This window comes from Nitrosospira sp. TNL200, assembly GCF_055386305.1.
The window spans coordinates 2,042,858-2,065,289 of sequence record NZ_AP041003.1; the positions used below are offsets into that span (position 1 = coordinate 2,042,858).

At 58.2% G+C, this 22,432-nt stretch carries 19 protein-coding genes; all 19 read right to left on the bottom strand.

The features are described 5' to 3' along the window. Nucleotides 1–15: 15 nt before the first annotated feature. Nucleotides 16–1,080, bottom strand: coding sequence for a DUF2169 family type VI secretion system accessory protein (locus ACZ5CE_RS09220; protein ID WP_464574604.1), 1,065 nt, complete (start codon nt 1,078–1,080; stop codon nt 16–18). Between the two features lie 17 nt (nt 1,081–1,097). Then, nucleotides 1,098–1,652 (bottom strand): DUF6484 domain-containing protein, encoded by a 555-nt coding sequence (locus ACZ5CE_RS09225; RefSeq protein ID WP_464574605.1) that lies wholly within the window; start codon nt 1,650–1,652, stop codon nt 1,098–1,100. A 33-nt stretch (nt 1,653–1,685) separates the two neighbouring features. Continuing rightward, nucleotides 1,686–3,923 carry a type VI secretion system Vgr family protein gene (locus tag ACZ5CE_RS09230; RefSeq protein WP_464574606.1) on the bottom strand — a complete coding sequence of 746 codons (2,238 nt, stop codon included), beginning with the start codon at nt 3,921–3,923 and terminating at the stop codon, nt 1,686–1,688. 120 nt (nt 3,924–4,043) lie between these two features. Beyond that, complete coding sequence (locus tag ACZ5CE_RS09235; RefSeq protein WP_464574608.1) at nt 4,044–4,166, bottom strand: hypothetical protein; 123 nt, start codon at nt 4,164–4,166, stop codon at nt 4,044–4,046. Nucleotides 4,167–4,542: 376 nt separating this feature from the next. After that, nucleotides 4,543–5,946, bottom strand: a complete 1,404-nt coding sequence (locus ACZ5CE_RS09240; RefSeq protein WP_464574609.1) for a tetratricopeptide repeat protein — start codon at nt 5,944–5,946, stop codon at nt 4,543–4,545. A gap of 161 nt (nt 5,947–6,107) precedes the next feature. After that, nucleotides 6,108–6,701 carry an REP-associated tyrosine transposase gene (locus tag ACZ5CE_RS09245; RefSeq protein ID WP_464574610.1) on the bottom strand — a complete coding sequence of 198 codons (594 nt, stop codon included), beginning with the start codon at nt 6,699–6,701 and terminating at the stop codon, nt 6,108–6,110. A 366-nt stretch (nt 6,702–7,067) separates the two neighbouring features. Then, nucleotides 7,068–7,541, bottom strand: a complete 474-nt coding sequence (locus tag ACZ5CE_RS09250; protein ID WP_464574611.1) for a GNAT family N-acetyltransferase — start codon at nt 7,539–7,541, stop codon at nt 7,068–7,070. A 424-nt stretch (nt 7,542–7,965) separates the two neighbouring features. Next, on the bottom strand, nt 7,966–10,881 hold the full coding sequence (locus ACZ5CE_RS09255) for a type VI secretion system ATPase TssH (RefSeq protein ID WP_464574612.1): 2,916 nt from the start codon (nt 10,879–10,881) through the stop codon (nt 7,966–7,968). A 115-nt stretch (nt 10,882–10,996) separates the two neighbouring features. Next, nucleotides 10,997–12,049 carry a type VI secretion system baseplate subunit TssG gene (gene tssG, locus ACZ5CE_RS09260; protein ID WP_464574614.1) on the bottom strand — a complete coding sequence of 351 codons (1,053 nt, stop codon included), beginning with the start codon at nt 12,047–12,049 and terminating at the stop codon, nt 10,997–10,999. Further along, nucleotides 12,025–13,899 (bottom strand): type VI secretion system baseplate subunit TssF, encoded by a 1,875-nt coding sequence (tssF, locus tag ACZ5CE_RS09265; protein ID WP_464574615.1) that lies wholly within the window; start codon nt 13,897–13,899, stop codon nt 12,025–12,027. The genes tssG and tssF overlap by 25 nt, the downstream gene beginning before the upstream one ends. A gap of 386 nt (nt 13,900–14,285) precedes the next feature. Continuing rightward, nucleotides 14,286–14,798, bottom strand: coding sequence for a type VI secretion system baseplate subunit TssE (tssE, locus tag ACZ5CE_RS09270; RefSeq protein WP_464574616.1), 513 nt, complete (start codon nt 14,796–14,798; stop codon nt 14,286–14,288). Between the two features lies 1 nt (nt 14,799). Next, nucleotides 14,800–15,633, bottom strand: coding sequence for a type VI secretion system accessory protein TagJ (locus ACZ5CE_RS09275; protein ID WP_464574617.1), 834 nt, complete (start codon nt 15,631–15,633; stop codon nt 14,800–14,802). A 31-nt stretch (nt 15,634–15,664) separates the two neighbouring features. Beyond that, nucleotides 15,665–16,150: an Hcp family type VI secretion system effector gene (locus tag ACZ5CE_RS09280; RefSeq protein WP_464574618.1), complete on the bottom strand. Its 486-nt coding sequence runs from the start codon at nt 16,148–16,150 to the stop codon at nt 15,665–15,667. Nucleotides 16,151–16,359: 209 nt separating this feature from the next. After that, complete coding sequence (locus ACZ5CE_RS09285) at nt 16,360–16,842, bottom strand: Hcp family type VI secretion system effector (RefSeq protein ID WP_464574619.1); 483 nt, start codon at nt 16,840–16,842, stop codon at nt 16,360–16,362. Between the two features lie 75 nt (nt 16,843–16,917). Further along, nucleotides 16,918–18,411, bottom strand: coding sequence for a type VI secretion system contractile sheath large subunit (tssC, locus tag ACZ5CE_RS09290; RefSeq protein WP_464574620.1), 1,494 nt, complete (start codon nt 18,409–18,411; stop codon nt 16,918–16,920). A 37-nt stretch (nt 18,412–18,448) separates the two neighbouring features. Next, entirely contained in the window at nt 18,449–18,961 is a 513-nt protein-coding gene (gene tssB, locus ACZ5CE_RS09295; RefSeq protein WP_464574621.1) for a type VI secretion system contractile sheath small subunit, read from the bottom strand. Nucleotides 18,962–19,169: 208 nt separating this feature from the next. Beyond that, nucleotides 19,170–20,186: a type VI secretion system protein TssA gene (gene tssA / locus ACZ5CE_RS09300; protein ID WP_464574622.1), complete on the bottom strand. Its 1,017-nt coding sequence runs from the start codon at nt 20,184–20,186 to the stop codon at nt 19,170–19,172. A 132-nt stretch (nt 20,187–20,318) separates the two neighbouring features. Further along, complete coding sequence (locus ACZ5CE_RS09305; RefSeq protein WP_464574623.1) at nt 20,319–21,245, bottom strand: sigma-70 family RNA polymerase sigma factor; 927 nt, start codon at nt 21,243–21,245, stop codon at nt 20,319–20,321. 288 nt (nt 21,246–21,533) lie between these two features. Then, nucleotides 21,534–22,031: a hypothetical protein gene (locus ACZ5CE_RS09310; RefSeq protein ID WP_464574624.1), complete on the bottom strand. Its 498-nt coding sequence runs from the start codon at nt 22,029–22,031 to the stop codon at nt 21,534–21,536. Nucleotides 22,032–22,432: the final 401 nt, after the last annotated feature.

The window sequence follows — 22,432 nt, forward strand, 5'->3', positions numbered from 1 at the left end:
GATGCACTGGAATTATCACAAGGGAATTGGGAAAGCCACTTCCTCACGCTGCTGCTGCCACTCCTTGCCCTTCCGGCCAACCAACACTTGCGCTATCTCGAACATGTTTTTTTTCAATGGACGCACAACACGCCAAGTCATGGTGAACCGCTCATGATCGGACTCAAACACAACGGTATCCAGTGACGCCTTATAATCCTCGCGTGCACCCTTTTTGGGGGAAATATTAATGGACGCTTCGAATGCCGGAAGCATGAAATTGCGTATTCCATCCGGCGTAAGATTGCCTAAAGAAACTTCCTGTCCACCGAATGAAAATGGCAATTGCTGGTCCAGCGGAGCCGCCTGATAGTATTGCTCATCGAAATCCGGCGGCAAGAACGGGAAATGGTCTTCCAGCCATTTGTCATCATAGGTTCCAGCATAACAGGAACGCTGCTCCCAACCCCGGCCAACAGGCCCAAACGCCATGGGTTCATATTCGCCGTCCAGCTTGTCGACGGGCCGATTGATCTCTTCGGTATTTGGTAGGGGCGATCCATCCACCCATTCGCTCCTGAGATGCTTGTGAAAACCTCTACCAATGGGATTACGCATGAAGGCGGCATGCTTCGATGGGTCCTCATGATGGTTGTCCACTCCGCCAAACGCAACGTCATACGAAAAAGGCTGAACGGCAAAAGGTTCGGCGGTTGTGGCGCGAACTCCGGCAAGGCCTGTTTCCCAATGCCGGCTCCCGACCACCATGAAGGTTTTTTTCCAGTTGCCGATCCGCAAGCCGACGGGCACTTTTTGCGCTGGACGGCCTCCGGGAGCATAGGCGCTGCCAAGAAGCAGGATGTCGCAGCGCGGCTTGCGCGGAGCAAAATCCACTTCGTATACCGGCGCGGAAAAACCCGGCTCGCCAGTGAAGGTATCCGCCATGATCAGCGGCAACTGTTCCTCGTGCAGCCGCACATCCTCGCCCGGTTTGGGAATACGGAAAGTGCCCTTCACCACGACCACCAGCAACTCGCGGCCCGACGGTTCCATGCCCATCGTATAACCGGCAACCATGCGTGTCGCGTTGATGAGTTCCATAGACGAGACTCTATTGGTCAGTTTAGCTGCACGGAACCGCCCTTGATCCGGTTGACGCCGCTTGATCGGCTCAGAAGATAGCTTCCCTTGATCAGCACCTTACCCGCTTTGGTCAGCGTGATGCTGGCCTTGCCGCAGCGCAGCACAAGCTCTTCCTTTGCACTGACGATCATGCGTTCGCCATCCGCATCGACTTCGACCTGGCCCGGCTTTTGGTCCAGCGGCCAGCCTGCTTCCTCCCGCAGCACGCCCATGACAATGGGAAGGGATGGGTCGCCACTTTCGAACATGAGAACGATGGAATGGCCAATATGCGCTCCATGCAAATCAACCACCGTGCGAGCCCTGAGGGCTGCTGTGCCGGGCTGGCCCGGATAGAGGACGAGGGGAACACGACCTTCGGCGATGCCGATCAGCTCACCGACTACGACGCCCGCTTGGGCATCCTGCCTGGGCTCCGGGGATTGCGCTTTGAGGGGAGCCGCTTCGATCAATGGCCGCAAGAGATCGGTACCGGACTCTTCCTCCAACCCTGGCGCTGTTTCCGCTTCGATGACATCCCTTCCGCTCATTTCTCCCCCTCTATCCGATACGCCCTTGGTTTCCTAATTCTGAAGAATCTTGGAGCCCTTCATCACGATGTCGCTGTCGGCCTTGACATTGATCTTGCCCGACCCCTGCACGGTAATATCCTTGCCCTTGATGACGATGGTTCCATCCTTCTTCATGCTGATGCTGGCGTCCCCCGTTTTGATCACCACCGAATCCCCGGCATCGATCACCAGGTTCTTCCCGATTTTTGCGCTGTCATCACCCTTGACGTCGGCGCTGCGGTTGCCATCGACGCCCAGTGAGTCGTTGCCTTTCACGCTCCTGGAGGCATTTCCGTCCACAGACGTGCTCTGGTTTGCTCCGACAGATACCGACCGATTCGCGCCGACGTTGGTACTCTGGTTTGCGCCGATATTGTTGCTCTGATACGCCCCCACATTCGTGGTCTGGTAGGCACCCACGGCGATAGCCTGGAATCCGCCGATGCCGACTTCCTGCGCACCCCCCACCCCGATGGTCTCGTTCACGCCCACCAGGTGCGTGCGCTGCAGCGCGACCGATGCGGTTTCGCTCGCGCCGACCGATATGGTGCGGTTCGCGCCTATGGTAATGGTTTCGTTCGCGCCGACGTTCTCCGTCCGGTTGACGCCGATGGTGATGGTTTCGTTGTTGCCGACGGTCTCGGTGCGGTCGTGCTTGATGAGGCTGGTCTCATCGTTATCGATGGTCTTGGCGCGGTCATGGCCCACGGAGTGGGTTTCGTCATTCTCGACGCTGATGTCCTGGTTCTTCTCGGCGTGCAGGTAAACCTGTTCCGAGCCTTTCTTGTCCTCGAACCGCAGCTCGTTGGCGTTGGCTCCGCTGCCGCCCTTGCTGGAGCGGGTGAGAATGCCGGTTTGCGTCATGTTCGCCGGAAGCGCGTAAGGCGGCATCTGCTCCGCGTTATACACACGCCCCGTAATAATGGGCTGGTCCGGGTCGCCTTCGAGGAAATCGACGATGACCTCCTGCCCGATGCGCGGAATGGCAATCATGCCCCAATTCTTGCCGGCCCAGGGATGCGATACCCGTATCCAGCAGGAACTATTTTCGTTCTTCTCGCCCTCCCGGTCCCAGTGGAACTGGACTTTCACCCTGCCGTACTGGTCCGTATAAATCTCGTCGCCCGATGGACCCACCACCACGGCGGTTTGCGGCCCCTGCACGAAGGGCTTGGGGGTCAAGCGTTGCGGGCGGTAGGGCTGGCGGCTGTTGAGCATGGCGAAGCTGCAATCGTAAGAAGTCCCCGATTCATCCATCGATTCGTATTCGCTGTAGGTCAACTGGTGCTGCGCCGAGACCACGAGGTATTCGCGGTTCTGGTCCGCGCGCGGCTGACCGATCAGCTTGACCAGGTAGCCGGTGCTGAGCCCCCGGGCATTGGTCTGTCCCTGCGCCAGCTCGAACTGCGCCTGCAGTTCCTCGATGCGGGTACGGACATATTGCTCTCCATCCTTTTTTTCCATGTACTCGCCGGGATAATCGTAGAACTCGTAGTTCGCCAGCGCATGCTGCCGCGCGAAGCTCGTTTTGGACTGCAATTCCACGCTGGGCTTGGTCGGATCGTAGTCATCGATGACATACCGCCCCGGCTGGATCTCTCTCCCGAAGCTCCAGGCGCTGATGCGTTCCTGCTCGGGGCGGGTCATGCGCTCCTGCGGGATGTAGGGAAGCTGCTCGCACCCCGGCAGCGCCGAATGTGCGCTGTATGAATCCGCCATGACCAGCGTATTGCGCCCGAACTGGTAGGTAAAGAAATAATAGATGCCTTCCTGCTCCATCAACCGGCTGACGAAATTGAAGTCCGTTTCGCGATATTGCACGCAATAGTCCCAGGTGCGGTAGCTGGTGGTAAGCTGGAACTTGGTGTCGGCAAGGCCGGGATGGTCGTTGAATACCTTCTTCAGGATATCCGGCACCGTCATCTGCTGGAAGATGCGGCAATTCGCGCGGCGCGTGAGAAACCACAGCCAGGGCCTGACCGTCGCCTGGTAGGCGTGGTAGCGGCCACGCATTCCCACCTGGGCAAAGCGCGTGACATAGCCATTGAAATAGCGCGACTTGTCTCCAGCAAGCTCGACCTTGACCGTGACGTTCTTGCCCAGGATGTCATCCACGTTGATATCGCCCCGGGTGCTCAGCGCATCAAGCTGGAAATCGCTCAGCCGGGATAGCTCCTCCCGCGCGGACAGGCGGTGGAACAGCAGCACATCGGCGCCCAGGGGGGTGGTTAATTCAAAGGTCCTGGCCATTCACCTGCCTTCGTTAGCTGGCTTGAAAGATCGCGTCTTGCGAAAAACTATTCATCATGTTTCTACTGGGTTTCCGGCGGCTTTGATGGGTTCCGCTGCGCTTTACCCATCCTACCCATCCTACCCATCCTTGCCCAGGATGTCGTCCACGTTGATATCGCCGCGGATGCTCAGCGCATCGAGCTGGAAATCGCTCAGCCGGGACAGTTCCTCCCGCGCGGACAGGCGGTGAAACAGCAGCACGTCGGCGCCCAGGGGGGTGGTTAGTTCAAAAGTCCTGGCTATTCACCTGTCTCGTTAGCTGGCTTGAAAGATCGTGTCTTGAGAAAAAATATTATTCATCATGCCTCTACTGGGTTTCCGGTGGCTTTTGATGGGTTCCGCTGCGCTTTACCCATCCTACCCATCCTCCTACGTAAGCTGTTCATTATGCCTCTACACATTTTTAGTAGGATGGGTGGAGTGAAACGCAACCCATCATTCGATCATGGCTTGATGTGTTATCGAATGTGGCTTTGATGGGTTGCTACCCATCCTACCCATCCATGTAAGCGCCAAGCAGAGAATAGTTCACAGGCATAATATTTATTGTGGCACAGCAATTGGGGTTTCGCCATTTTTAGGCGAAATGTTTATCCGGTTTGCGAGCTGTTACCACGAACCCCGCAACCGGATTGCCTCCCTCGTTGCGCAGCACAGCCGGCTCCATCCCCAGGGTAGCGAAACCTGCCGATGAGAGCGCCTGCTTCAGGTATCCGCCATCGTGGCTGTAGCGGCCATGGGGATTGATGCGGTATCCCGCTCCATTCGCGGTTTCTTGGCTGGCTTCGTCCACCACGGCTTCATCCGGCATGGCTTCAACCGTGAATATCAGCAGGCCGTTGCTGCGCAGCGCGCCATGCGCTGCCACCAGGACTTCCCGAAGGGAGCCGAAATACACCAGCGTATCGGCGGAAATGACGAGATCGAAAGCGGCCGGATGCGCCAGGAGATAGTCGGTCAATTCTGACTTCACCAGTTCGTCGTAGGCGTTCCTGCCGCGCGCCTTGGCCAGCATGCCGGCGGATAAATCCACGCCTGTCAACCGCCTGACATACGGCGCTATCAACGGCCCGCACAACCCGGTGCCGCAACCCGCGTCCAGCGCAACGAGATTCCTATCGGGCTCGGGCAAGGCCCTGGCGAGCGCGCCGGCGACCAGATCGGGCGCGCGATACGCGAGCTTGCCCAGTTTGGCATCGAAGCTTTCCGCAAAGTTGTCGAAGGTGGATTCCACATAACTGTCCGACGCCCGAAGCGGAATGTTTTCTCCCGAGCAGGCGGAGAGCATGTGGATGGCGACCGGGCTTTCCGGCTCGTCCGCGAGCCACTGCCGGTAGACTTCCGCCGCTTTCCCGGTCTCCCCCAGTGTGTAATAGGCAAGGCCCAGCAGCTTGCGGGCATCGGGGTGGCGCGGCATCAGCGTGATCGCCTTGCAGTACCATGCCACTGCCTCCTTGGTCCTGCCCTGCGTGGAGAGGAGCTTGCCCATGTTGTTATGGGCATCGACGTGATCCGGGTTCAGCTCGATGGCTTTCTGGTAGGCGCGAGCGGCGTCCTCGAACTGGCCGCGCGCCTTCGACAAAGCGCCCAGATTGTTGTATGCATGGGCGTGGGCGGGAGCAAGCTGTATCACTTTTTCATAGGCATCCGCCGCCTCGGCCAGCCGTTCGGCTTCCACCAGCACGTTGCCGAGATTATTGTAGTAATTGGGTTCGCCGGGATTCAGCGAGATGGAGCGGTGGATGGAATCGATCGCCGCATCGCTGTCGCCCCCCTGGTGCAGCAGCACGCCGAGAAAATGATGCGCGTCGGCATAGTCCGGAGCGGCAGCGAGAACCTTGCGGTAGAGTATCTCTGCTTCGACCAGATGGCCGCGGCGGTGTACCTGCAACGCAAGCGCCAGCGCATCGGGAAGGCTCAGCTCCGAGATGCGTTCCCGCTCGCCGTGGGCTTCGTCCTGGACTTCAGCATGCACATCCATTCCCAGTTTTTTCCTGTGGTTTTTTGATTGTTATGCTCGATGGGTTACGCTACCCGAGCTTTACCCATCCTACAAGCTCATCATTTGTCAATTGTTGTGATGGGTTACGCTTTCGCTTCACCCATCCTATCCGAGCTTTATCCTGGATTCGTACCCGAGGGCTATCCTGTGCCCTCACGTAGGATGGGTGGAGCATGGCGCAACCCATCATTAGGTGTAACTAAAATCTCGCCAAATTCCTGATCCCTGGTTTCTCCATCCCCAGCCCAGTCGCTGGCATATATGCCGGCTTCAACATAACGGCGGAACGTCGAATACGGCCAATCCGCAACGTGGGCTGCATGCCCATGTTTGACTGGATTGTAATGGATGTAATCCACGTGCCTGCGATAGTCTTCCTCGTCGCGCAATGTGTGCTCCCAGTAGCGGCGCTGCCAGATTCCGCGTTCATTTTTCCGAATTTGACTTGAGGAACAAGGATAGCGGTCCGGCAAGCTGCGCGAGAACGCGGCCTTGATGCGCCGCCAGCGATCAGGATAATCGGCGTCGCCGGGCAGTAACGTCCAGATGCAATGCAAATGTTCCGGGAGAACCACCATGGCGTCGAGGTGAAACGGGAGGGTGGCTTTAACCTGGCGAAAAGCTTCGCGCAGTGCGTCGATATGGTCCACGAGCAAGGCCTGGCGGCGATCGGCGAGTGCAGCCGTAAAGAAATAGCTGCCGCCTTTTACGAAATTGCGCCGATAGTTTGCCATGATTTCATGATGTGCATCGTTCCGACATGTTTTGATGTTTGATGTTTGAGTCTGGATGAATAAGTTGAGTTTTGATGGGTTTTGATGGGTTACGCTGCGCTACACCCATCCTACCTGTCCTTGTTTTAATAGTTGGGCTGCTACTTCGCTTATGGTTCTGCCCAAACCCGCCTGAGATATCCCGTAATTCGGCATCTGTAGCAGCTTCCTGCAGTTTGCCGTAGGATGGGTGGAGCATCGCGCAACCCATCATCGGAGCTTCCCTTTCTTCATTCTGATGGGTTGCGCTCCGCTCCACCCATCTATAAACTCATCGTTAATCGATTCTGCGGTAGGTTACGCTTCGCTTTACACACCCTACGACGTCTACTCGGCCAGCCGGTCGATATAAATGCCGGGGCTGGAATCGGGGATTTCGATGACATTGGCAACACGCCGATAAAATTCAACAGAACCGGCGCCGCCTATCACGGCGTAGGCGTAACCCATCGCAGCCATGGCATGAAGGGTGCTGAGCAACAGTCCGCGTCCGATGCCTCGCCCGCGTGCCGATTCCAGCACACCCAGGGGGCCAGCCATGCCCCGGCTGGTACTGTCATGGCAGCAAAAACCCAGGATCAAGCCGTGCTCCGTCGCGATATGGCATGAGATGGGACGGTTGCTGAACGCCACGTCGCATTCGCTCGCCCACCTTCCGCCGAAGTGCTTGTCCACCCAGTCGACAACCTGGTGCTTTTCGTAAGCCATTGCACTGCGTATATGAATTCCCTCGTCTTCCCGGTTGTCGAGCGTATCGGGTAGCTCGGGTAGTTCGTAGAGCTTTACCAGGAGATCAGACAATTGCTTGATCCAGTCGTACAGCTTATATACTGATGGGTTTAGATTCGCTTCGTGCCTCGTTTGTCTTTTTGCAAGCACTACAACCATTTCCGCTTGGCGGATCTGTCAGCCAGGCAACCCCACCTTCTTGAGCCACGTATAACGCCGCGGTCGGAGTGGGTGGTGAACCCTGAATCATGATAATGTGAGGACACCCTTCACGTTTCCTAACGTTGTCCAGTACTTCCGCATTGGCTGAGTCCACCCACTTTTTTACATACAGTGTTGCGCCTATGCTAAACCCGAGAGGATTTCCGCCAGCTAACGCCTGAGCGCCGCTTTTCGCGAGACGAAATAGGCTCCAACCCGATGCTACGTCCATTTTACCCCTCCTTATTCCTGATTAAATTTCCGCTCACATAATACCTACAGTAAAAAAAGCATTTCACTCAAACCCATACCCGAACTCCCCATCCTTGACGCTTACCTGTACGCGCACGACAGGCTTGCCTTCCACCATGCGCTTGAGAAACTCCTCGCTGATGCGCGGCAGCACGGTGTTGGTGAGAATCGCATCGATCATGCGGCCGCCGCTTTCGAGTTCGGTGCAGCGGCTGACGATGAGCCTGACCGTGTCGTCGTCGTAGGAGAATGGAATCCTGTGGTTCTCCAGGATGCGCTTGCTGATCCGGCTGAGCTGCAACCGCGCGATGGCCCCGATCATTTCGTCGCTCAGCGGGTAATAAGGAATGGTCACCAGCCGACCGAGCAAGGCCGGGGGAAAGACCTTGAGCAGCGGTGCGCGCAGTGCCGTCGCCAGCGATTGGGGGTCCGGCATCAGCTCGGGATCGCGGCACATGCCCATGATGAGGTCGGTGCCGACGTTGGTGGTAAGCAGGATGATCGTGTTGCGGAAGTTGATGTGCCTGCCCTCGCCGTCTTCCATCCAGCCTTTGTCGAATACCTGGAAAAAAATCTCGTGCACATCCGGGTGCGCTTTTTCCACTTCGTCGAGCAGCACCACGCTGTAGGGCCTCCGTCTCACCGCTTCGGTCAGCACGCCGCCCTCGCCATAACCCACGTAGCCCGGCGGCGCACCCTTCAATGTGGACACCGTATGGGCTTCCTGGAATTCGCTCATGTTGATGGTGATGACGTTCTGCTCGCCGCCATAAAGTGACTCGGCCAACGCAAGCGCAGTCTCCGTCTTCCCCACGCCGGAAGGGCCGCAAAGCATGAATACGCCGATGGGTTTGTTCGGATTATCGAGTTTTGCCCGAGACGTCTGGATGCGGCGGGCAATCATCTCCAGCGCATGGCGCTGGCCTATGATGCGCTGGTTCAGCGTATCCGCCAGCTTGAGCACGGCTTCCACCTCGTTTTTCACCATGCGCCCCACCGGAATGCCGGTCCAGTCGGCCACCACCGAGGAGACGGCCTGCGCATCCACCGTCGGCATGATGAGGGGTGACTCCCCCTGAAGCGCATCCAGCTTCAGCTGGAGTTCGCTCAATTCCGCCAGCAACTGCTGGCGCTCTTCCGGAGCAAGCGCGGCATCGGCAGCTTTGACGGCGCCAGCGGTATCAGCGCTCCCAGCCTGGGGTGAAGCGGCAGACGTAGCTTCCTCTCCGGCTGAAGGCGCCGCCGCTGTTTCCCTTCCGGAGCCTTCAGCCAGTTGGGTGGTCCCGGCGTTCTCGCCCGTTGCGGATGTGCCCGTGGAGCTGGCGCCGGAATTTTCCGCCAACGTACCCTGCGTACCGGTGCCGCTGGTATTCGAACCCGCAACGGGAATATCCTGCGCTTTCACATCCACCGGCTTACCGCCTGCGCGCAGCTTTCCGCGCAGTTCGAGTATGCGGTCAACCAGTCCTTTTTCTTCCTGCCAGCGGGCCTCGAGAGTGGCCAGGCGTGCCTTTTCCGCCACCTGTTTCTGCTCCGCATCGGTGCGCCTGGAACCAGCGTTAAAGCCCACCTCTTCTTCCCGGCCGATGATTTCCAGTTCTGTCGCCAATGCCTCCAGGCGGCGCTGGCAATCCTCGACTTCCGCGGGAGTGGCATACTGGCTGATGGCAACGCGCGCGCATGCGGTGTCGAGCAGGCTCACAGCCTTGTCCGGAAGCTGGCGCGCGGGGATGTAGCGATGGGACAGCTTGACGGCAGCTTCCAGCGCCTCGTCGAGCAGTTGCACACGATGATGCTTTTCCAGCGTCGAAGCTACTCCGCGCACCATAAGTATCGCTTTTTCCTCCGACGGCTCCAGTATCTGCACGACCTGGAAACGCCTCGTGAGCGCCGGGTCTTTTTCGAAATACTTGCGGTATTCCGTCCAGGTGGTGGCGCCGATGGTGCGCAGCGTGCCTCGCGCAAGAGCAGGTTTTAGCAGGTTGGCGGCGTCCCCGGTTCCGGCAGGCCCGCCGGCGCCGATAAGAGTGTGCGCCTCATCGATGAACAGGATGATGGGTTTGGGCGAAGCCTGCACCTCGTCGATAACCTGGCGCAGCCGGTTTTCGAATTCTCCCTTCATGCTCGCCCCCGCCTGCAGCAGCCCGATATCCAGGGTCAGCAGGGAGACATCCTTTAACGGCGGAGGCACGTCGCCCTTTGCGATACGCAGGGCGAAGCCTTCGACCACTGCAGTCTTGCCCACACCCGCTTCCCCGGTGAGGATGGGATTATTCTGCCGGCGGCGCATGAGAATATCGACGATCTGGCGGATTTCCTCATCGCGCCCGGTCACGGGGTCGATCTCGCCCTTGCGCGCACGCGCTATCAGGTCCACAGAAAACTTCCTGAGCGCATCCTGCCTGCCCATTTGCGCCGGAGCAAGCGCGCCGCTCGCCTCCTCCGGTGCGGCGGCTGAGGTATCGGTGGCACGCAATTGATCCTCTGGCGAGCCGGCAACGATTTTGGCGAACTCATCCGCCAGCGTATCCGGACGCACGCGATCGAACTGGCGCGAGATGCCGAACAAGGCATTCCTCAAGCTGGAAGTCTTGAGCATACCCACCAGGAGATGCCCGGTCCTCACCTGCGATTCGCCGAACATCAGGGTGCCATAGACCCACCCGCGCTCTACCGCATACTCGATGCGCTCGGAAAGATCGGAGATGGATGTGGCGCCGCGCGGCAAGCGGTCGAGCGCATCAGTCAGATCCTTTGCAAGCCGGGAACTGTCGATTTCGAAATGCCTGAAGATGCGGTGGAGATCCGAATCCTGGTTCGCCAGGATCTGTTGCAGCCAGTGTTCCAGCTCGACATAAGGATTGCCGCGCAGCTTGCAGAAGACGGTGGCTCCCTCGATCGCCTTGTAGGCGAGGCTGTTCAGTTTGCCGAATAATGCCACGCGGCTGATTTCGCTCATGCTGCCTACCCTCTCTTGTTTTTCTGCCTGGCTATCTGGCTATATGAACCATAAACCGGACCAGCAACGTTAACCTGGATCAACCCCGGATCAGCGGCGCGGTGCATCGAGCGCCTCAATCTGCGCGTCCCTCGTGCCTGCGGGACGCGAGCCGCTCGGCGTCCAGCGTCAGGTCGCTCGCGTCGGTTGCTGCTGGCCGCGTGCCCAGCCACGTGGTCCACCCCAGCCGGCCGAATTGCCCGAGGCTGGTCTTTGGCACTTCGTCGTGCGCCAGCACCAGCCGCACATCCCATTCCAGTTCAAAACAGAAGTATTGCCTTATCCAGTCCACCAGCCTGTCCAGAGCCTTGCCCCCCGGCAGAAAGCTCTCATACTGCTTAAGCGTGAGCGGGCCCAGATGAATACGGAATTTATGCTGCCTGTCCCACACGCGCGAACCCAGCACAGCCCCTGCCCCCAGTTGCGCTGCCGGGCCGCCAGCCTCCCCCGTCCAGAGCCTTGTCCGGTCGCGGGGCGGCAAGCGCAGCCAGTGGCCCACGAATTCCTCCACGGCCACCCCCACCCGGAAGTAGGAAGCAAGCAATGCGGCGATCCCGTCGCGATTGCGCACCTGGCGCCCCAGCCAGCCGGCAAAGAATAATTTTGCGAAATCCCCGATCTCGTCGCGCTGCCGCATCCTGCTGCCGGCAATGCCTTCCAGCGCCCCTACGTAGATCGTGAACCGGTCGTGGCGCGGCCTATCCAGACTGGCTGTCGGCTGCGCCTGGGCCCATGCGCGGTAGAAAAGCAACAGGAAGCGATGATTGAACATATCCAGAAACCGCACGAAGGTGGCATCCCCGGAATTCAGCAACCGGGTGCGCGCATATTCCGTGAGATGCAGCGGCAGCGGGCCATTGGGGCCCAGAAGACCCAGAAAACGGACTTCCGCCCGTGCTGGCCGGCCATTTTCCGGAAACTGGAACGAGGCGAGCGAAGCGGGTGCGAACGCCATCGAAGGCTCCTGCCCCAGGCGGATCACGTCGTCGACCGGCCGCAATCCCTCGCCCAGTCGTGGCTTATGCGGATGCAGGCAGTCGATGCGCCGCAGCGCCTGGAAAAAATCGAAACCGAACGGCTTCGCTTCAAGCGCGCGAAAATAGGTCAAAGGATCGGGCGTGTTCCGCATCGCGGCTCCCATCGCATTATTTCGGCCCGTTCCACGGAAGAAAGAACGGTTTCCGTGAATGAATTGAGCGAGACATGGCGGGCGAAGAACCGCTCCATCACGCTTCCGAAGAGAAACGCGCCGCCGCCTTGGAAACCCAGCTCTTCGAGATGCAGCCCGATCTCCAGCCCGCGGCCGAAAGTAATGGGCCCGGGAACGGGAAGCCGCCGCACCAATGGTTTTACCGATACCCTTCGCACCGCCTCGATCTGCTTTTTTATGCCTCCATCGGAACTCATGGCGTACAGCTCCAGCATTTCGCGTAGCGCCGCCGCCCCTTCATGCTCGCTGCTGTTCATCAGGGAAAGATAGTTGAGCGAAAGATGGCTTACGAATTGCCAGGCGATGCCGCCGGTCCACAACGGCGAATAAGGCTTGGAGGGACCCTTGATGCAGCGAATGGAATCCAGAGGAGCAGCGATATCCAGCGTGAAATCCGTTTTTCCCTGACCCAGGGGCATCAGCAGCGGCAGGTCGCGGTTGGTGCATCGCGTGGTAACGGCCAGTTGCCGGAGATCGTCAGAATACGGCGCCTCCTGCGCGTCCACCAGGGAAAGGAAGACTTCACTGCCGATATAGCTGGAGCGAGTGCCGGTGCGCCTCTTTCCCGCAGGAAGCAGGCGAGGCTCCCGCTGAATGGTGAAGTAGGCCTGCTTCTCCTGCATTTCCCAATGATAGGCTGCGTAAAACGGGAGAAAAGCGCGCTCGCTGTCGCTGCCCGCGCCATAGCCGGTGACGCCGGTAACCTCGAAAACCTCGAAATCCACGGGCCGCGTACGGTCTGGCACCACATGGAATTCGTATGTATTGTCCGAAAGGTGGATGCGGTCGGCGCGCTTGGGAAAAAGATTGATCGCCGGCGTGCAGAACAGTGAAAAATTCCCGCTATCGACCACGTTCTCCAGCGCCGCTTCGCCGCGCGAAAACAGCAGGACGATCTCCAGTTCATCCTCTGCGTGCTGGCGCACCGCTGGCCCTAAACCATCGATATCGATAAACAGGAAACGCTGCGGAAAGGCGAAGTATTCCTGCAACAGGCGGTATCCCTGAAAACCGCGCAAGCTGACGGGAAGCAGCGCATCTTTATCTTCGTAACCCACGGGCAGGATCATGCGCGGAGGAAGAAAGTGATGCCAGGGCCAGGGATGGCCGGCGGGCGCGACCGCCACGCCGAGTGGCGCGCCCAGGCACAGCTCATGCAGCTTGTAGGCGATCTCGTCGCTCCCCGAGAAAAACAGCCGCAGCCGCTCCATGCCCAACTGGCAAAAATTCAGTCCGGCGGTGGTTTTAAGCCTGAGGCGCACCCCGCCTTTTACCGGCTGCAGCAGCGGCAGCTTGTTCAGAGGCAGGTCCGGCGCGAAACTGAAATACTCCGCATGCACGATTTCGAGCGGCCATAGCATCACCTCCTGCGCCGTATGGAATTCGCAAGCCGTGAGATCATCCTTTCCCACCTGGCTGCGCATGGCGCTGCCCGCGGGAATGGCAACGCCTTGAGCAAGATTGGTTTCGACGAGCTGCGGGCGGAGCTGGGCGATCAGCATTGCCGGAGTCGGCGCCAGGTAGTTGGGATAGACTATTTCGAGCAGGCGCTGCGTGAAGCGGGGAAACTCGGCATCGAGCTTGAACTGCACTCGCGCTGCCAGAAATGCCGCCCCTTCCATCAGCCTTTCCACGTACGGATCGGTAACCTCGATGCCATCCATTCCCAGCCGGCCGGCGATCTTGGGAAATTCGGCCGCGAATTCCGCGCCCATCTCGCGCAGGTAGGCGAGTTCCCGGTTGTAGTGCCGAAGCAAACGAGGGTCCATGTGAATAATCGTGTTAGCCGACCGATAAAACCGGAAACAGGTACTTACAGCCCGCTGCGGGATTCCCATCCTCCTTCGGAATCCTTCAGCAACCGTAGGATGGGTGGAGTGAAACGCAACCCATCAAAAAACATCTACCCGGCACCAGGAAAATGATGGGTTACGCTTTGCTCCACCCATCCTACAAAAGGAGTGCTGTTAGCCCAAAACTCGACAGATCAAAGAGGGCCTGTTGACCGCGAGAGCTCTGAACAAGGTCTCTGCCGACGCGAACACCTTCTCGAAATGAATGCGCGACAAGCAGATCCAACGTGCAGTTGGGCAGGGCAAGGCGGCATCATCAAAACGTCCCTGTGGAGCCGCGCAAAATCCCTCTAGCGATTCCCCTAATGCTCCGACCGGGCCAGATCGCGTATTTCCACCTGGCCGGTTTCCAGATCCACATCGGTCCTGAGCAATAATTCCAGCGGCACGGGATAAGCCCACAAATCCCCGCGAATCTGCACGCTGATAACGTTGTGCCGGTCCAGCTGCAAGTCGGTCACGACCGCTTCCACTCGCAGGCTGGCAGGGTCGATGCGTGGCTCGAAATCAACTATTGCCTGCCGGATCGATTGCTCCAGCTCGATGATATCCAGCGTCGATGCGGTTTCACCAGACAGCGCAGGAAGCCCGAAATTAATGACGGAGTGCGCCGCGAACGGAAAACCAGCCAGCTCTTCGCCGCCCAGCCTGGTGGTGTTGAACAGCCACGCCAGATCCCGCAAGACCGCCTGCCTCAACCGGGCGGCGGACATCACGCGCTCCTCGCGCGCCTCCAGTTTTTTTTCCGGCTCGTTATCCGCCAGACGGTCGAGCAGCGCGGGCTGAAGCCGCTCCTGTGGAGTAAACTCAGCCATTTCAGCTGCTGTCGTGGGGATTTGCCCGTTCGGCCGCACCCTCCCCCAGGGTAATGCTGCGCACATCCATGAGAGGTGTTTCACCAGCATCGGTAGCGAGCAGCCGCTGGCCCAACCCGTAATATGTGCCCGGGGCGGCTTCCTGCCAGATGGTCTTGCGCGCGAGCAGAATCAGCCCGTCCTCGCTTGCCTCGGACCCCGGATAGCGCGTGGGAATCAGCGCCACGCTCTCGCCGCCATTATCGAACCGGAAATGCGCGGGCATCCACACCATGTCCCGCAGGTCCTCCGGCGCATCGATGATCACCTGCGACAAGCGCGAAAAAGGCACCCAGTAATAGCGGCCGTTGATGATGGCCTCGCACACCGGCCCAAGGCGGCTGTCGGCATCGGCGATCCAGGAGAACCGCTCGCCATCGAGCATGCCATCGGTCTCGCTGGCCTCCTCGAATGCCCTGTTCCGCAGCGCCCCCGCTTCGCGATGTTTGCCCTGCCCTGTAAGCAGCAGCGCTTCGATAAGCAGCGCCAGCCATTGCTCCGGCTGGCCAAAGACCATAGGTGATTTTCTGCCTTCAAATACCTGCGCCCGCAGCACCTCGCAGCGCAGTGCCTCGCGATAAGCCTGGGCCATGGCCAGGGCCGCCGGATCCAGCTCCGCCGCCACGTTCAACTGATTCAGCGCGCGCTCCCACTGGCCCATCAGGGCGAGGAGCTGAAACAGAAAAATCCGCAGTTTCGAATCCGAAGGATGCGCCCGAACCGCTTCCTGGAGTTGCGCAAGCGCGCCAGCGGGATCGCCATTGCGCAAACTCTGTTCGGCAGCGGAGGCACTCATCGCTGGTTTCTTTTGTGGTTGCAGTCCTGCATCAGGATATCTCGGCATCGAACAGCATGCTTCCGCGCGGATTCCCATCGGCGCCCTGCGGAATATACTCCACGCTGATTTTCTGAAAAGCCAGGCTGAGCCTTTCCGATAGCTGCCCGCTTGCCGAAAAGTTGCTGGTATCCACGTCTATGGACGTTATCCGCCCCTTTTCGATCCGGATCTTGCAGTACTCATGCGGCACCCCACCTGCCTTGCGCACCGTAAGCACCGCCTTGCTGATGAGCTCGTTGCCGCGCATGGCGGACATCAGTCCGGTCGAAGCGCTGTCCACCTGCTTGACAATATTCAGCTCGCTCAGCGTCGCCTTGGGGCTCGCCCCTCCCCCGCTCAGCGCCGTTTTCGCCTCCATTCCCCAGGACCAGTCGATTACATCGATTTCGTCCCTGTGGTTTTCATCCTGCGCCTCGCCCTTGATTGCGCCTTGCCGCGCGCTTTCAATCTTCAGGAACATATCACCGAGCGCCATGGCTTTTCATCCGAGGAGTGGTTACGGGTAGGTTATGAATGGGCTGGAGTGCGGGTCACGGAAGCAGGTGCAAGCCTGCAGGCAGCCGATATCCGGCGTTCAGGAAAAGACGGATGCTCGCATGAATACTCCATTCCGCATCCTGCAACCGGCCTGGGGAGAGAAGCCCCAGCGGCCTACCGGCTCATTCCAGCCCCTTGTCCAGCGGCTTACGCTTTTACGTTCGCTGCAATCTTCCATCCCGCCTCGATCGCGGCATCCCCGCTGCCATCAGCCTTCTGCGGCGTGTATTCCACTTTGAATTCCGCGAAATTGAGCGTGACATTTTCGGTCAAGCGGTCTTCACCTCCGCTGCCGCCAGTGGAGATCGACGAGATGAGCACTTCCTTCATCGTAATCTTGAGATACTCGAGCGCCGTCTCCCCCGCCTTGCGTACGGTCAGGACGCCCTCCTTGTAGTGCTTCCCGTTGCAGCAGGAAATGATGAGATTGGGAGAGCCCTTGTCCACGTACTTCGTGATGGATAAATCATTCACGCTTACCTTGCCGGCGCCCCCGCCCGTGCCCATATGCGTGGTGCCTGACTGGCTCATCCCCCAGCTCCAGGCCAGCACATCCGTTTCATCCTTGTGTTTGTCGTCCGAGGATTCGCCTTTCACATCGTCCAGCTTCAGAAACATGTCTACGGCCATGATTGCCTCCCTGTAAAAGAAACTATTCCTTGTTGTGCACCTCTCCCCGCTTGCCGCAATAAGCCTGGCTCAGGCTCAGGCTGCTTTCGCCGATGGCAGTTTGGAAACCAGCCGCAGCGATACCGTCAGGCCTTCGAGCTGATAATGGGGCCGAAGGTAAAATTTGGACGTGTAATAGCCCGGATTGCCCTCGACCTCTTCCACCACGACCTCCGCAGCCGCCAGGGGCTTGCGGGCCTTGGTGGATTCGGAGGAATGGGCGGGATCGCCGTCCACATAGTTCATGATCCACTTCTGGAGCCATACCTGCATGTCATCCCGCTCCTTGAAGGAGCCGATCTTGTCCCGGACGATGCACTTCAAATAATGGGCGAAGCGGCAGCAGGCGAACAGATACGGCAACCGGGCGGAAAGATTGGCATTCGCGGTCGCATCCGGATCATCGTACTCGAACGGCTTCTGTATCGATTGTGCGCCGATGAAGGCGGCAAAATCGGAGTTCTTGCGGTGCAACAGCGGCATGAATCCATTTTTCGCCAGTTCCGCCTCGCGCCGGTCGCTGATCGCGATCTCGGTCGGGCACTTCATATCGACGCCCCCATCATCCGTGGGAAAGGTATGCACCGGCAATCCCTCTACCGCGCCGCCGGACTCCACGCCGCGAATACGGGAACACCAGCCGTAAAACTTGAAAGAGCGGTTGATATTGACGGCCATGGCATAAGCCGCGTTGGCCCATGTATACTTGTTGTGGTCGGCCGCCCCGGTATCCTCCTCGAAGTCGAACTCTTCCACCGGGCTCGTCTTTGCTCCATATGGAATGCGCGCGAGGAACCGCGGCATGGCAAGACCCAGGTAGCGGGCGTCCTCCGACTCCCGCAGGGAGCGCCAGGAAGCATATTCGGGCGTGGTGAAAATCTTTGTCAGGTCGCGGGGATTGGCCAGCTCCTGCCAGGAATCCATCTGCATGACGGTCGGGCTTGCGCCGGCGATGAAAGGCATGTGGGCCGCCGCCGAAATCTTCGACATTTCGCCGAGCAATTCCACATCGGGCGGACTGTGGTCGAACGCGTAATCGCCCACCATGCAGCCAAATGGCTCGCCCCCGAACTGCCCATATTCCGCTTCATAGATTTTCTTGAACAGGGGACTTTGATCCCAGTTGGTGCCCTTGTAACGCTTGAGTGTTTTGCCCAGGTCGTTCTTCGAGATATTCATAAAGCGTATCTTGAGCATCTCGTCGGTTTCGGTGTTGTTGATCAGATAGTGAAGCCCGCGCCAGGCGCCTTCGAGCTTCTGGAAATCCGGGTGATGCATGACCAGGTTCACCTGTTCGGACAGCTTGCGGTCGAGTTCGGCGATGATGGCCTCGATGGACTTGACGACGTCATGGCCGATGAGCTGAGTCTGTGCGAGCGCCTGCTCGGCGAGCGTGCGCACCGCCTGCTCGACCGCACCCTTCGCCTCCTCGGATTTCGGCCTGAATTCCTTCTGCAATAACCCGGCAAACTCGCTTCCCTCGAGTTTCGGAACTTCGCTTTCTGCAGCCTGTTGTTGCGTTTCCGCCATTATTTTCTCCTCGTCTTCTTATATCGGATCAGCCGGATCACGCTGCGCCAGCTTCGTCTGCCGGTTTTTTGCTCGCGGCAAGGGTCTGGAGCAGCGCGGGGTCGTTCAGCACCTTGGCTATCAGTTCTTCTGCCCCGGTTTTGCCGTCCATGTAAGTGACGAGGTTGGAAAGCTGCTGGCGCGCCTGCAGCAGCTTGTTCAGGGCATCGACTTTTCGCGCCACCGCGGCCGGAGAAAAATCATCCATGCTCTCGAAGGAAATATCGACGCTGAGGTTTCCCTCTCCGGTCAGCGTATTGGGAACCTGGAAGGCGACCCGGGGTTTGATTGCCTTCATGCGATCGTCGAAATTATCGACATCGATATCGAGAAATTTGCGATCCGCCACGGGGGGAAGCGCTTCGGTGGGTTTGCCCGACAAATCTGCAAACACACCCATGACGAATGGAAGCTGGATTTTTTTCTCGGCGCCGTACAGTTCGACATCGTATTCGATCTGAACCCGCGGAGCGCGATTGCGTGCGATGAATTTCTGACTGCTCTGTGCCACGATTGCACCTCCCCTTGAAGATGGTTTTAAGGTTGCGCTCATGCCCGATGATCCACCGTGCGAGCTCGCCAGGAAACCTGTTGGTTCTAATGTGCCATACACATGATAGTAGACGCTGGCAACTGTATCCGCAAGCAGTCGCAAGGAATATATCCGGAAATTTCCGGACAGATCCTGGCCCCTTTCGCGCGGATAACTACGCGGGCTATCAGGGCTTTTTCGGTTCGGCGCCGGTGATCTGCTTGAGCTGGTTCAGGCTCTCTGGCGCGAGTTCCTGCAGGATTTCGACGAAATTCTTTGTCATGAGACGCTGTCCCCGGCGAATGAATAGCGGCGCGGGATTCGCCGGTTCGGTCCGCTCGATGAACTCGCATACTTTCTCAAGCATGCGCACTGCGTCTTCCCGATTGCGAATCTCGCCAGGCATTGTCATCATCGGCTCCTTATTCTCGCCAGCCTGCATCTTTGCCACCCCTTCGGTACCCAGGGAAATTTCTCCCGACTGTGAAACATAAGCGGCGGCTGGACCCAGTTGCGCCACGGTTTTGAGTATATCCTTCAGCGGCTGCAGATCCGGAACACGGTCATAACCCACCTTTACTCCCAGGAAGAGATGGATTCCATCCACGGCCGACAATGCTTCCCGCAACGCCTGCATGGAAGCCGCGTTTTCCGGAAGACGAAGGATTTCTTCGATTTCCGCCTGGCTCGGCACGCTTCCACCATTGTCCGCTCGCAGCCTGTTCATGGCGACGAGCACATCGCGCACCAACAGCCGCGCGTGGCTTCCCGTACTGGCGAACGCAACGCCACGCACATCGCGCAGCAGTGCATCCGGGTTTGACAGCGCTGCAAGCACATTGAGGCGCACCCCCGGATCATCGCCTTCCTCGGGATCGAGGGCGGGATGGATAGTCTCCCAATAATCGGCGAGAAGGATTTGCAGCAGCTTCAGGCCGGAGGCAAGCCCCTTCATGCCCTCGCAGTGGATCGCGGCGCGGATAAATAACATGACGACGCGCAAGTCCTTGCTTCGGGATAGAAGCAATTCAGCGCGGCGCTGAACATCAGGCCAATCGGGCTCTTCCGCCGGGACGATTACCTGACCGGTTTGGCGTTCGGGCTTGCCCAGGCTGGCCTGCTCCAGCGCGATGAAATCGGGGTCGTATTCCAGGTTGGGACCGCCAGGCAAGTCCTGGGAAATCGGTGCGATCAGTGTTTCCATATTAGAGTCATTTTTATCAAATTAAAATATTCTCCGTCGAAACACTATCGCATTCAACCTGAATCCACCCTGCAGCAAACTCATCATACAGTGACTATCGGGTACCGCTGAAAATCTTTGTGGATCATAGCTCTAAACCGGAAGTGAGCGATCAGCTGCCGGATTCAGGTTTAATATGCCGCGCAATGTCTCCGCCGCCTCCAGCTGAATCTGGCGTATCTGTTCGCGGGTAAGCCCGAAGTTTGCCCCCAACTGCCCCAAAGTTTGAATTTCGCAGGCATTCAGCCCATAGCGGTGCTCGATGATGTAGCGCTGCTTGTGGTTCAAGCGGCTGAGCCACTCCCTTACCCGGTCTTCGATCCCGGATTGCTCCAGCATCGCATCGGGGCCGGGCGATTTTTCATCGGCCATGACATCGCCGACTGACAGGAAAGGATCCACATCGAACAGGGTATGCCGCGACATCATGCTCATGTTCAAGGATAGCATGCGCTCCACATGGTCCAGGGGGCGGCCCAACAGATGGGCCACATCTTGCGGTGTAGGCTCCCTGCCTGAATGGGCTTCAAGGTGGCGGACTGCCTGCAGAATAACGTTCAGTTCCTTGATGACATGGACAGGCAGGCAAATCGTGCGCGATTGATTCATGATGCAGCGTTCGATGTTCTGCCGTATCCACCAGGTGGCATAAGTGGAGAAACGAAAGCCACGTTCCGGATCGAATTTGTCCAGCGCGTGCATCATCCCTATTTTGCCTTCCTTGATAAGATGCGGCAGCGCGACGCCGTGATTGGCGTAAAGCTTGGCGATACTCACCACGAGCCTCAGGTTGCACTCCATCATTTTCCGGCGCGCATCATCGTCATTTTGCTTGGCGAGCCGGGCAAGCTCGGCTTCTTCCTGTCTGCCCGGCAAGACGCCCTGGCCAATTTCCTTGAAGTAGGTCGGCGCAAGGTCGGTTGACAGAAAATCATCGGGAATCTCATTTCTCACGGCTGGCTCCAAGCCGGAAGTTTCGAGCAATGTGGATTCCGGTTCTTTGAAGAAAATATCGGGCATTTCGTCCTCATCAGAATAAAAACAACGGCGTATCTGGATATTCAAGAATGGATCATATCCAAGCCGATGAAGAGAGTCGTAAAGGAACGGTTAAATATTCGTTAAATGGAAATGTTTTCAGGAGAGCGCCAGACCAAAGGCCGCGCTTTTCCCTTCCGCCGGGAGTCTGCGGGACAGAAGAAAAGATGGGGATTTAAAACGGTATCGGGGGAGGTACGTTGCCCCCTTTGCGGACCCAGAACCGTGGAACTGCAGCGAGCTGGCCGGGGAGACAGAAACCTGAACGCTTCAATTGATTCCTAATGAGGTCGCTGGGCCTGAAGGACCTGGATAGGGTAGCAGGTTATCCGTTTTCGGAATCTGTGCATCAATCCCGAACAACAAGTTGAATTTCACCTGTTCGGGATTTCTGAATTTGAGGAGCGCACGAACGACTTGCCCCTGGTCCAGGCTGCCCTCCGGCAGGGGAATCTGAATGTAAGGAAGGCCGTTCCCCGCTGTGCCAGTCGCATTCATGAGGGATACCTGGGGGGAGTCGATCGACACGATCAATTTGAAAGGCTCAAGAAGAGACGTTGATCTTTCGTTCGACAGGATGATCATGGTATCAAAGGTATGGGTTGCCTCATCGAATACCAGTTCGCTTTTCTGGATGATTATCAGCTTGGTGGCATCCGCAGCGCTGCTCCTGCCGGACATGCTGGCCAGCGCGAATCCGGCAAGGCATGCTGCAAGGACAGGAATCGCCACGATCCACCGCTGCCGCTCCAGGAATTTTTCCTGCATCGCCGGTTTGAGCTATTTCTTATGCGTGGGCTTGCCAGGCCAATGCTTGCAGATCAGAGAAAGGGCTCATCCCCCGGATCCACGATTGGATATCCCGGAGACGGATCTGGATCGAATGGCCTGGGATCTATCGGCTTATCCGGATAATCGGGCTTTTCGGGCTGGCTGGGACTGTCGGGACGATGTTGAGAATAATATGAGTAATATTTTTTCATAAGGCTTTTCCGCAAGAGTATGGGGGGTTGATTGCCCCCATATCATTCTCTCTCTTGCTGCCTGTATCTGTACGCCAGGCCCCATAGGGACAGGACCTGGTTTTTAAACGGAACCGTTGTGACGAACAGCGCAGAGTCTTGAAACTGGATGGAGCGCAGTAAATGATTGAGGCTATTGGAGCCCAT

Bases quoted from the DNA above. Each gene is read 5' to 3' on its own strand.
- ACZ5CE_RS09220 (WP_464574604.1), bottom strand. From the start codon at position 1,080: ATGGAACTCATCAACGCGACACGCATGGTTGCCGGTTATACGATGGGC.
- ACZ5CE_RS09225 (WP_464574605.1), bottom strand. From the start codon at position 1,652: ATGAGCGGAAGGGATGTCATCGAAGCGGAAACAGCGCCAGGGTTGGAG.
- ACZ5CE_RS09230 (WP_464574606.1), bottom strand. From the start codon at position 3,923: ATGGCCAGGACCTTTGAATTAACCACCCCCCTGGGCGCCGATGTGCTG.
- ACZ5CE_RS09240 (WP_464574609.1), bottom strand. From the start codon at position 5,946: ATGGATGTGCATGCTGAAGTCCAGGACGAAGCCCACGGCGAGCGGGAA.
- ACZ5CE_RS09245 (WP_464574610.1), bottom strand. From the start codon at position 6,701: ATGGCAAACTATCGGCGCAATTTCGTAAAAGGCGGCAGCTATTTCTTT.
- ACZ5CE_RS09255 (WP_464574612.1), bottom strand. From the start codon at position 10,881: ATGAGCGAAATCAGCCGCGTGGCATTATTCGGCAAACTGAACAGCCTC.
- tssG (WP_464574614.1), bottom strand. From the start codon at position 12,049: ATGCGGAACACGCCCGATCCTTTGACCTATTTTCGCGCGCTTGAAGCG.
- tssF (WP_464574615.1), bottom strand. From the start codon at position 13,899: ATGGACCCTCGTTTGCTTCGGCACTACAACCGGGAACTCGCCTACCTG.
- tssE (WP_464574616.1), bottom strand. From the start codon at position 14,798: ATGGCTGAGTTTACTCCACAGGAGCGGCTTCAGCCCGCGCTGCTCGAC.
- ACZ5CE_RS09275 (WP_464574617.1), bottom strand. From the start codon at position 15,633: ATGAGTGCCTCCGCTGCCGAACAGAGTTTGCGCAATGGCGATCCCGCT.
- ACZ5CE_RS09280 (WP_464574618.1), bottom strand. From the start codon at position 16,150: ATGGCGCTCGGTGATATGTTCCTGAAGATTGAAAGCGCGCGGCAAGGC.
- ACZ5CE_RS09285 (WP_464574619.1), bottom strand. From the start codon at position 16,842: ATGGCCGTAGACATGTTTCTGAAGCTGGACGATGTGAAAGGCGAATCC.
- tssC (WP_464574620.1), bottom strand. From the start codon at position 18,411: ATGGCGGAAACGCAACAACAGGCTGCAGAAAGCGAAGTTCCGAAACTC.
- tssA (WP_464574622.1), bottom strand. From the start codon at position 20,186: ATGGAAACACTGATCGCACCGATTTCCCAGGACTTGCCTGGCGGTCCC.
- ACZ5CE_RS09305 (WP_464574623.1), bottom strand. From the start codon at position 21,245: ATGCCCGATATTTTCTTCAAAGAACCGGAATCCACATTGCTCGAAACT.
- ACZ5CE_RS09310 (WP_464574624.1), bottom strand. From the start codon at position 22,031: ATGCAGGAAAAATTCCTGGAGCGGCAGCGGTGGATCGTGGCGATTCCT.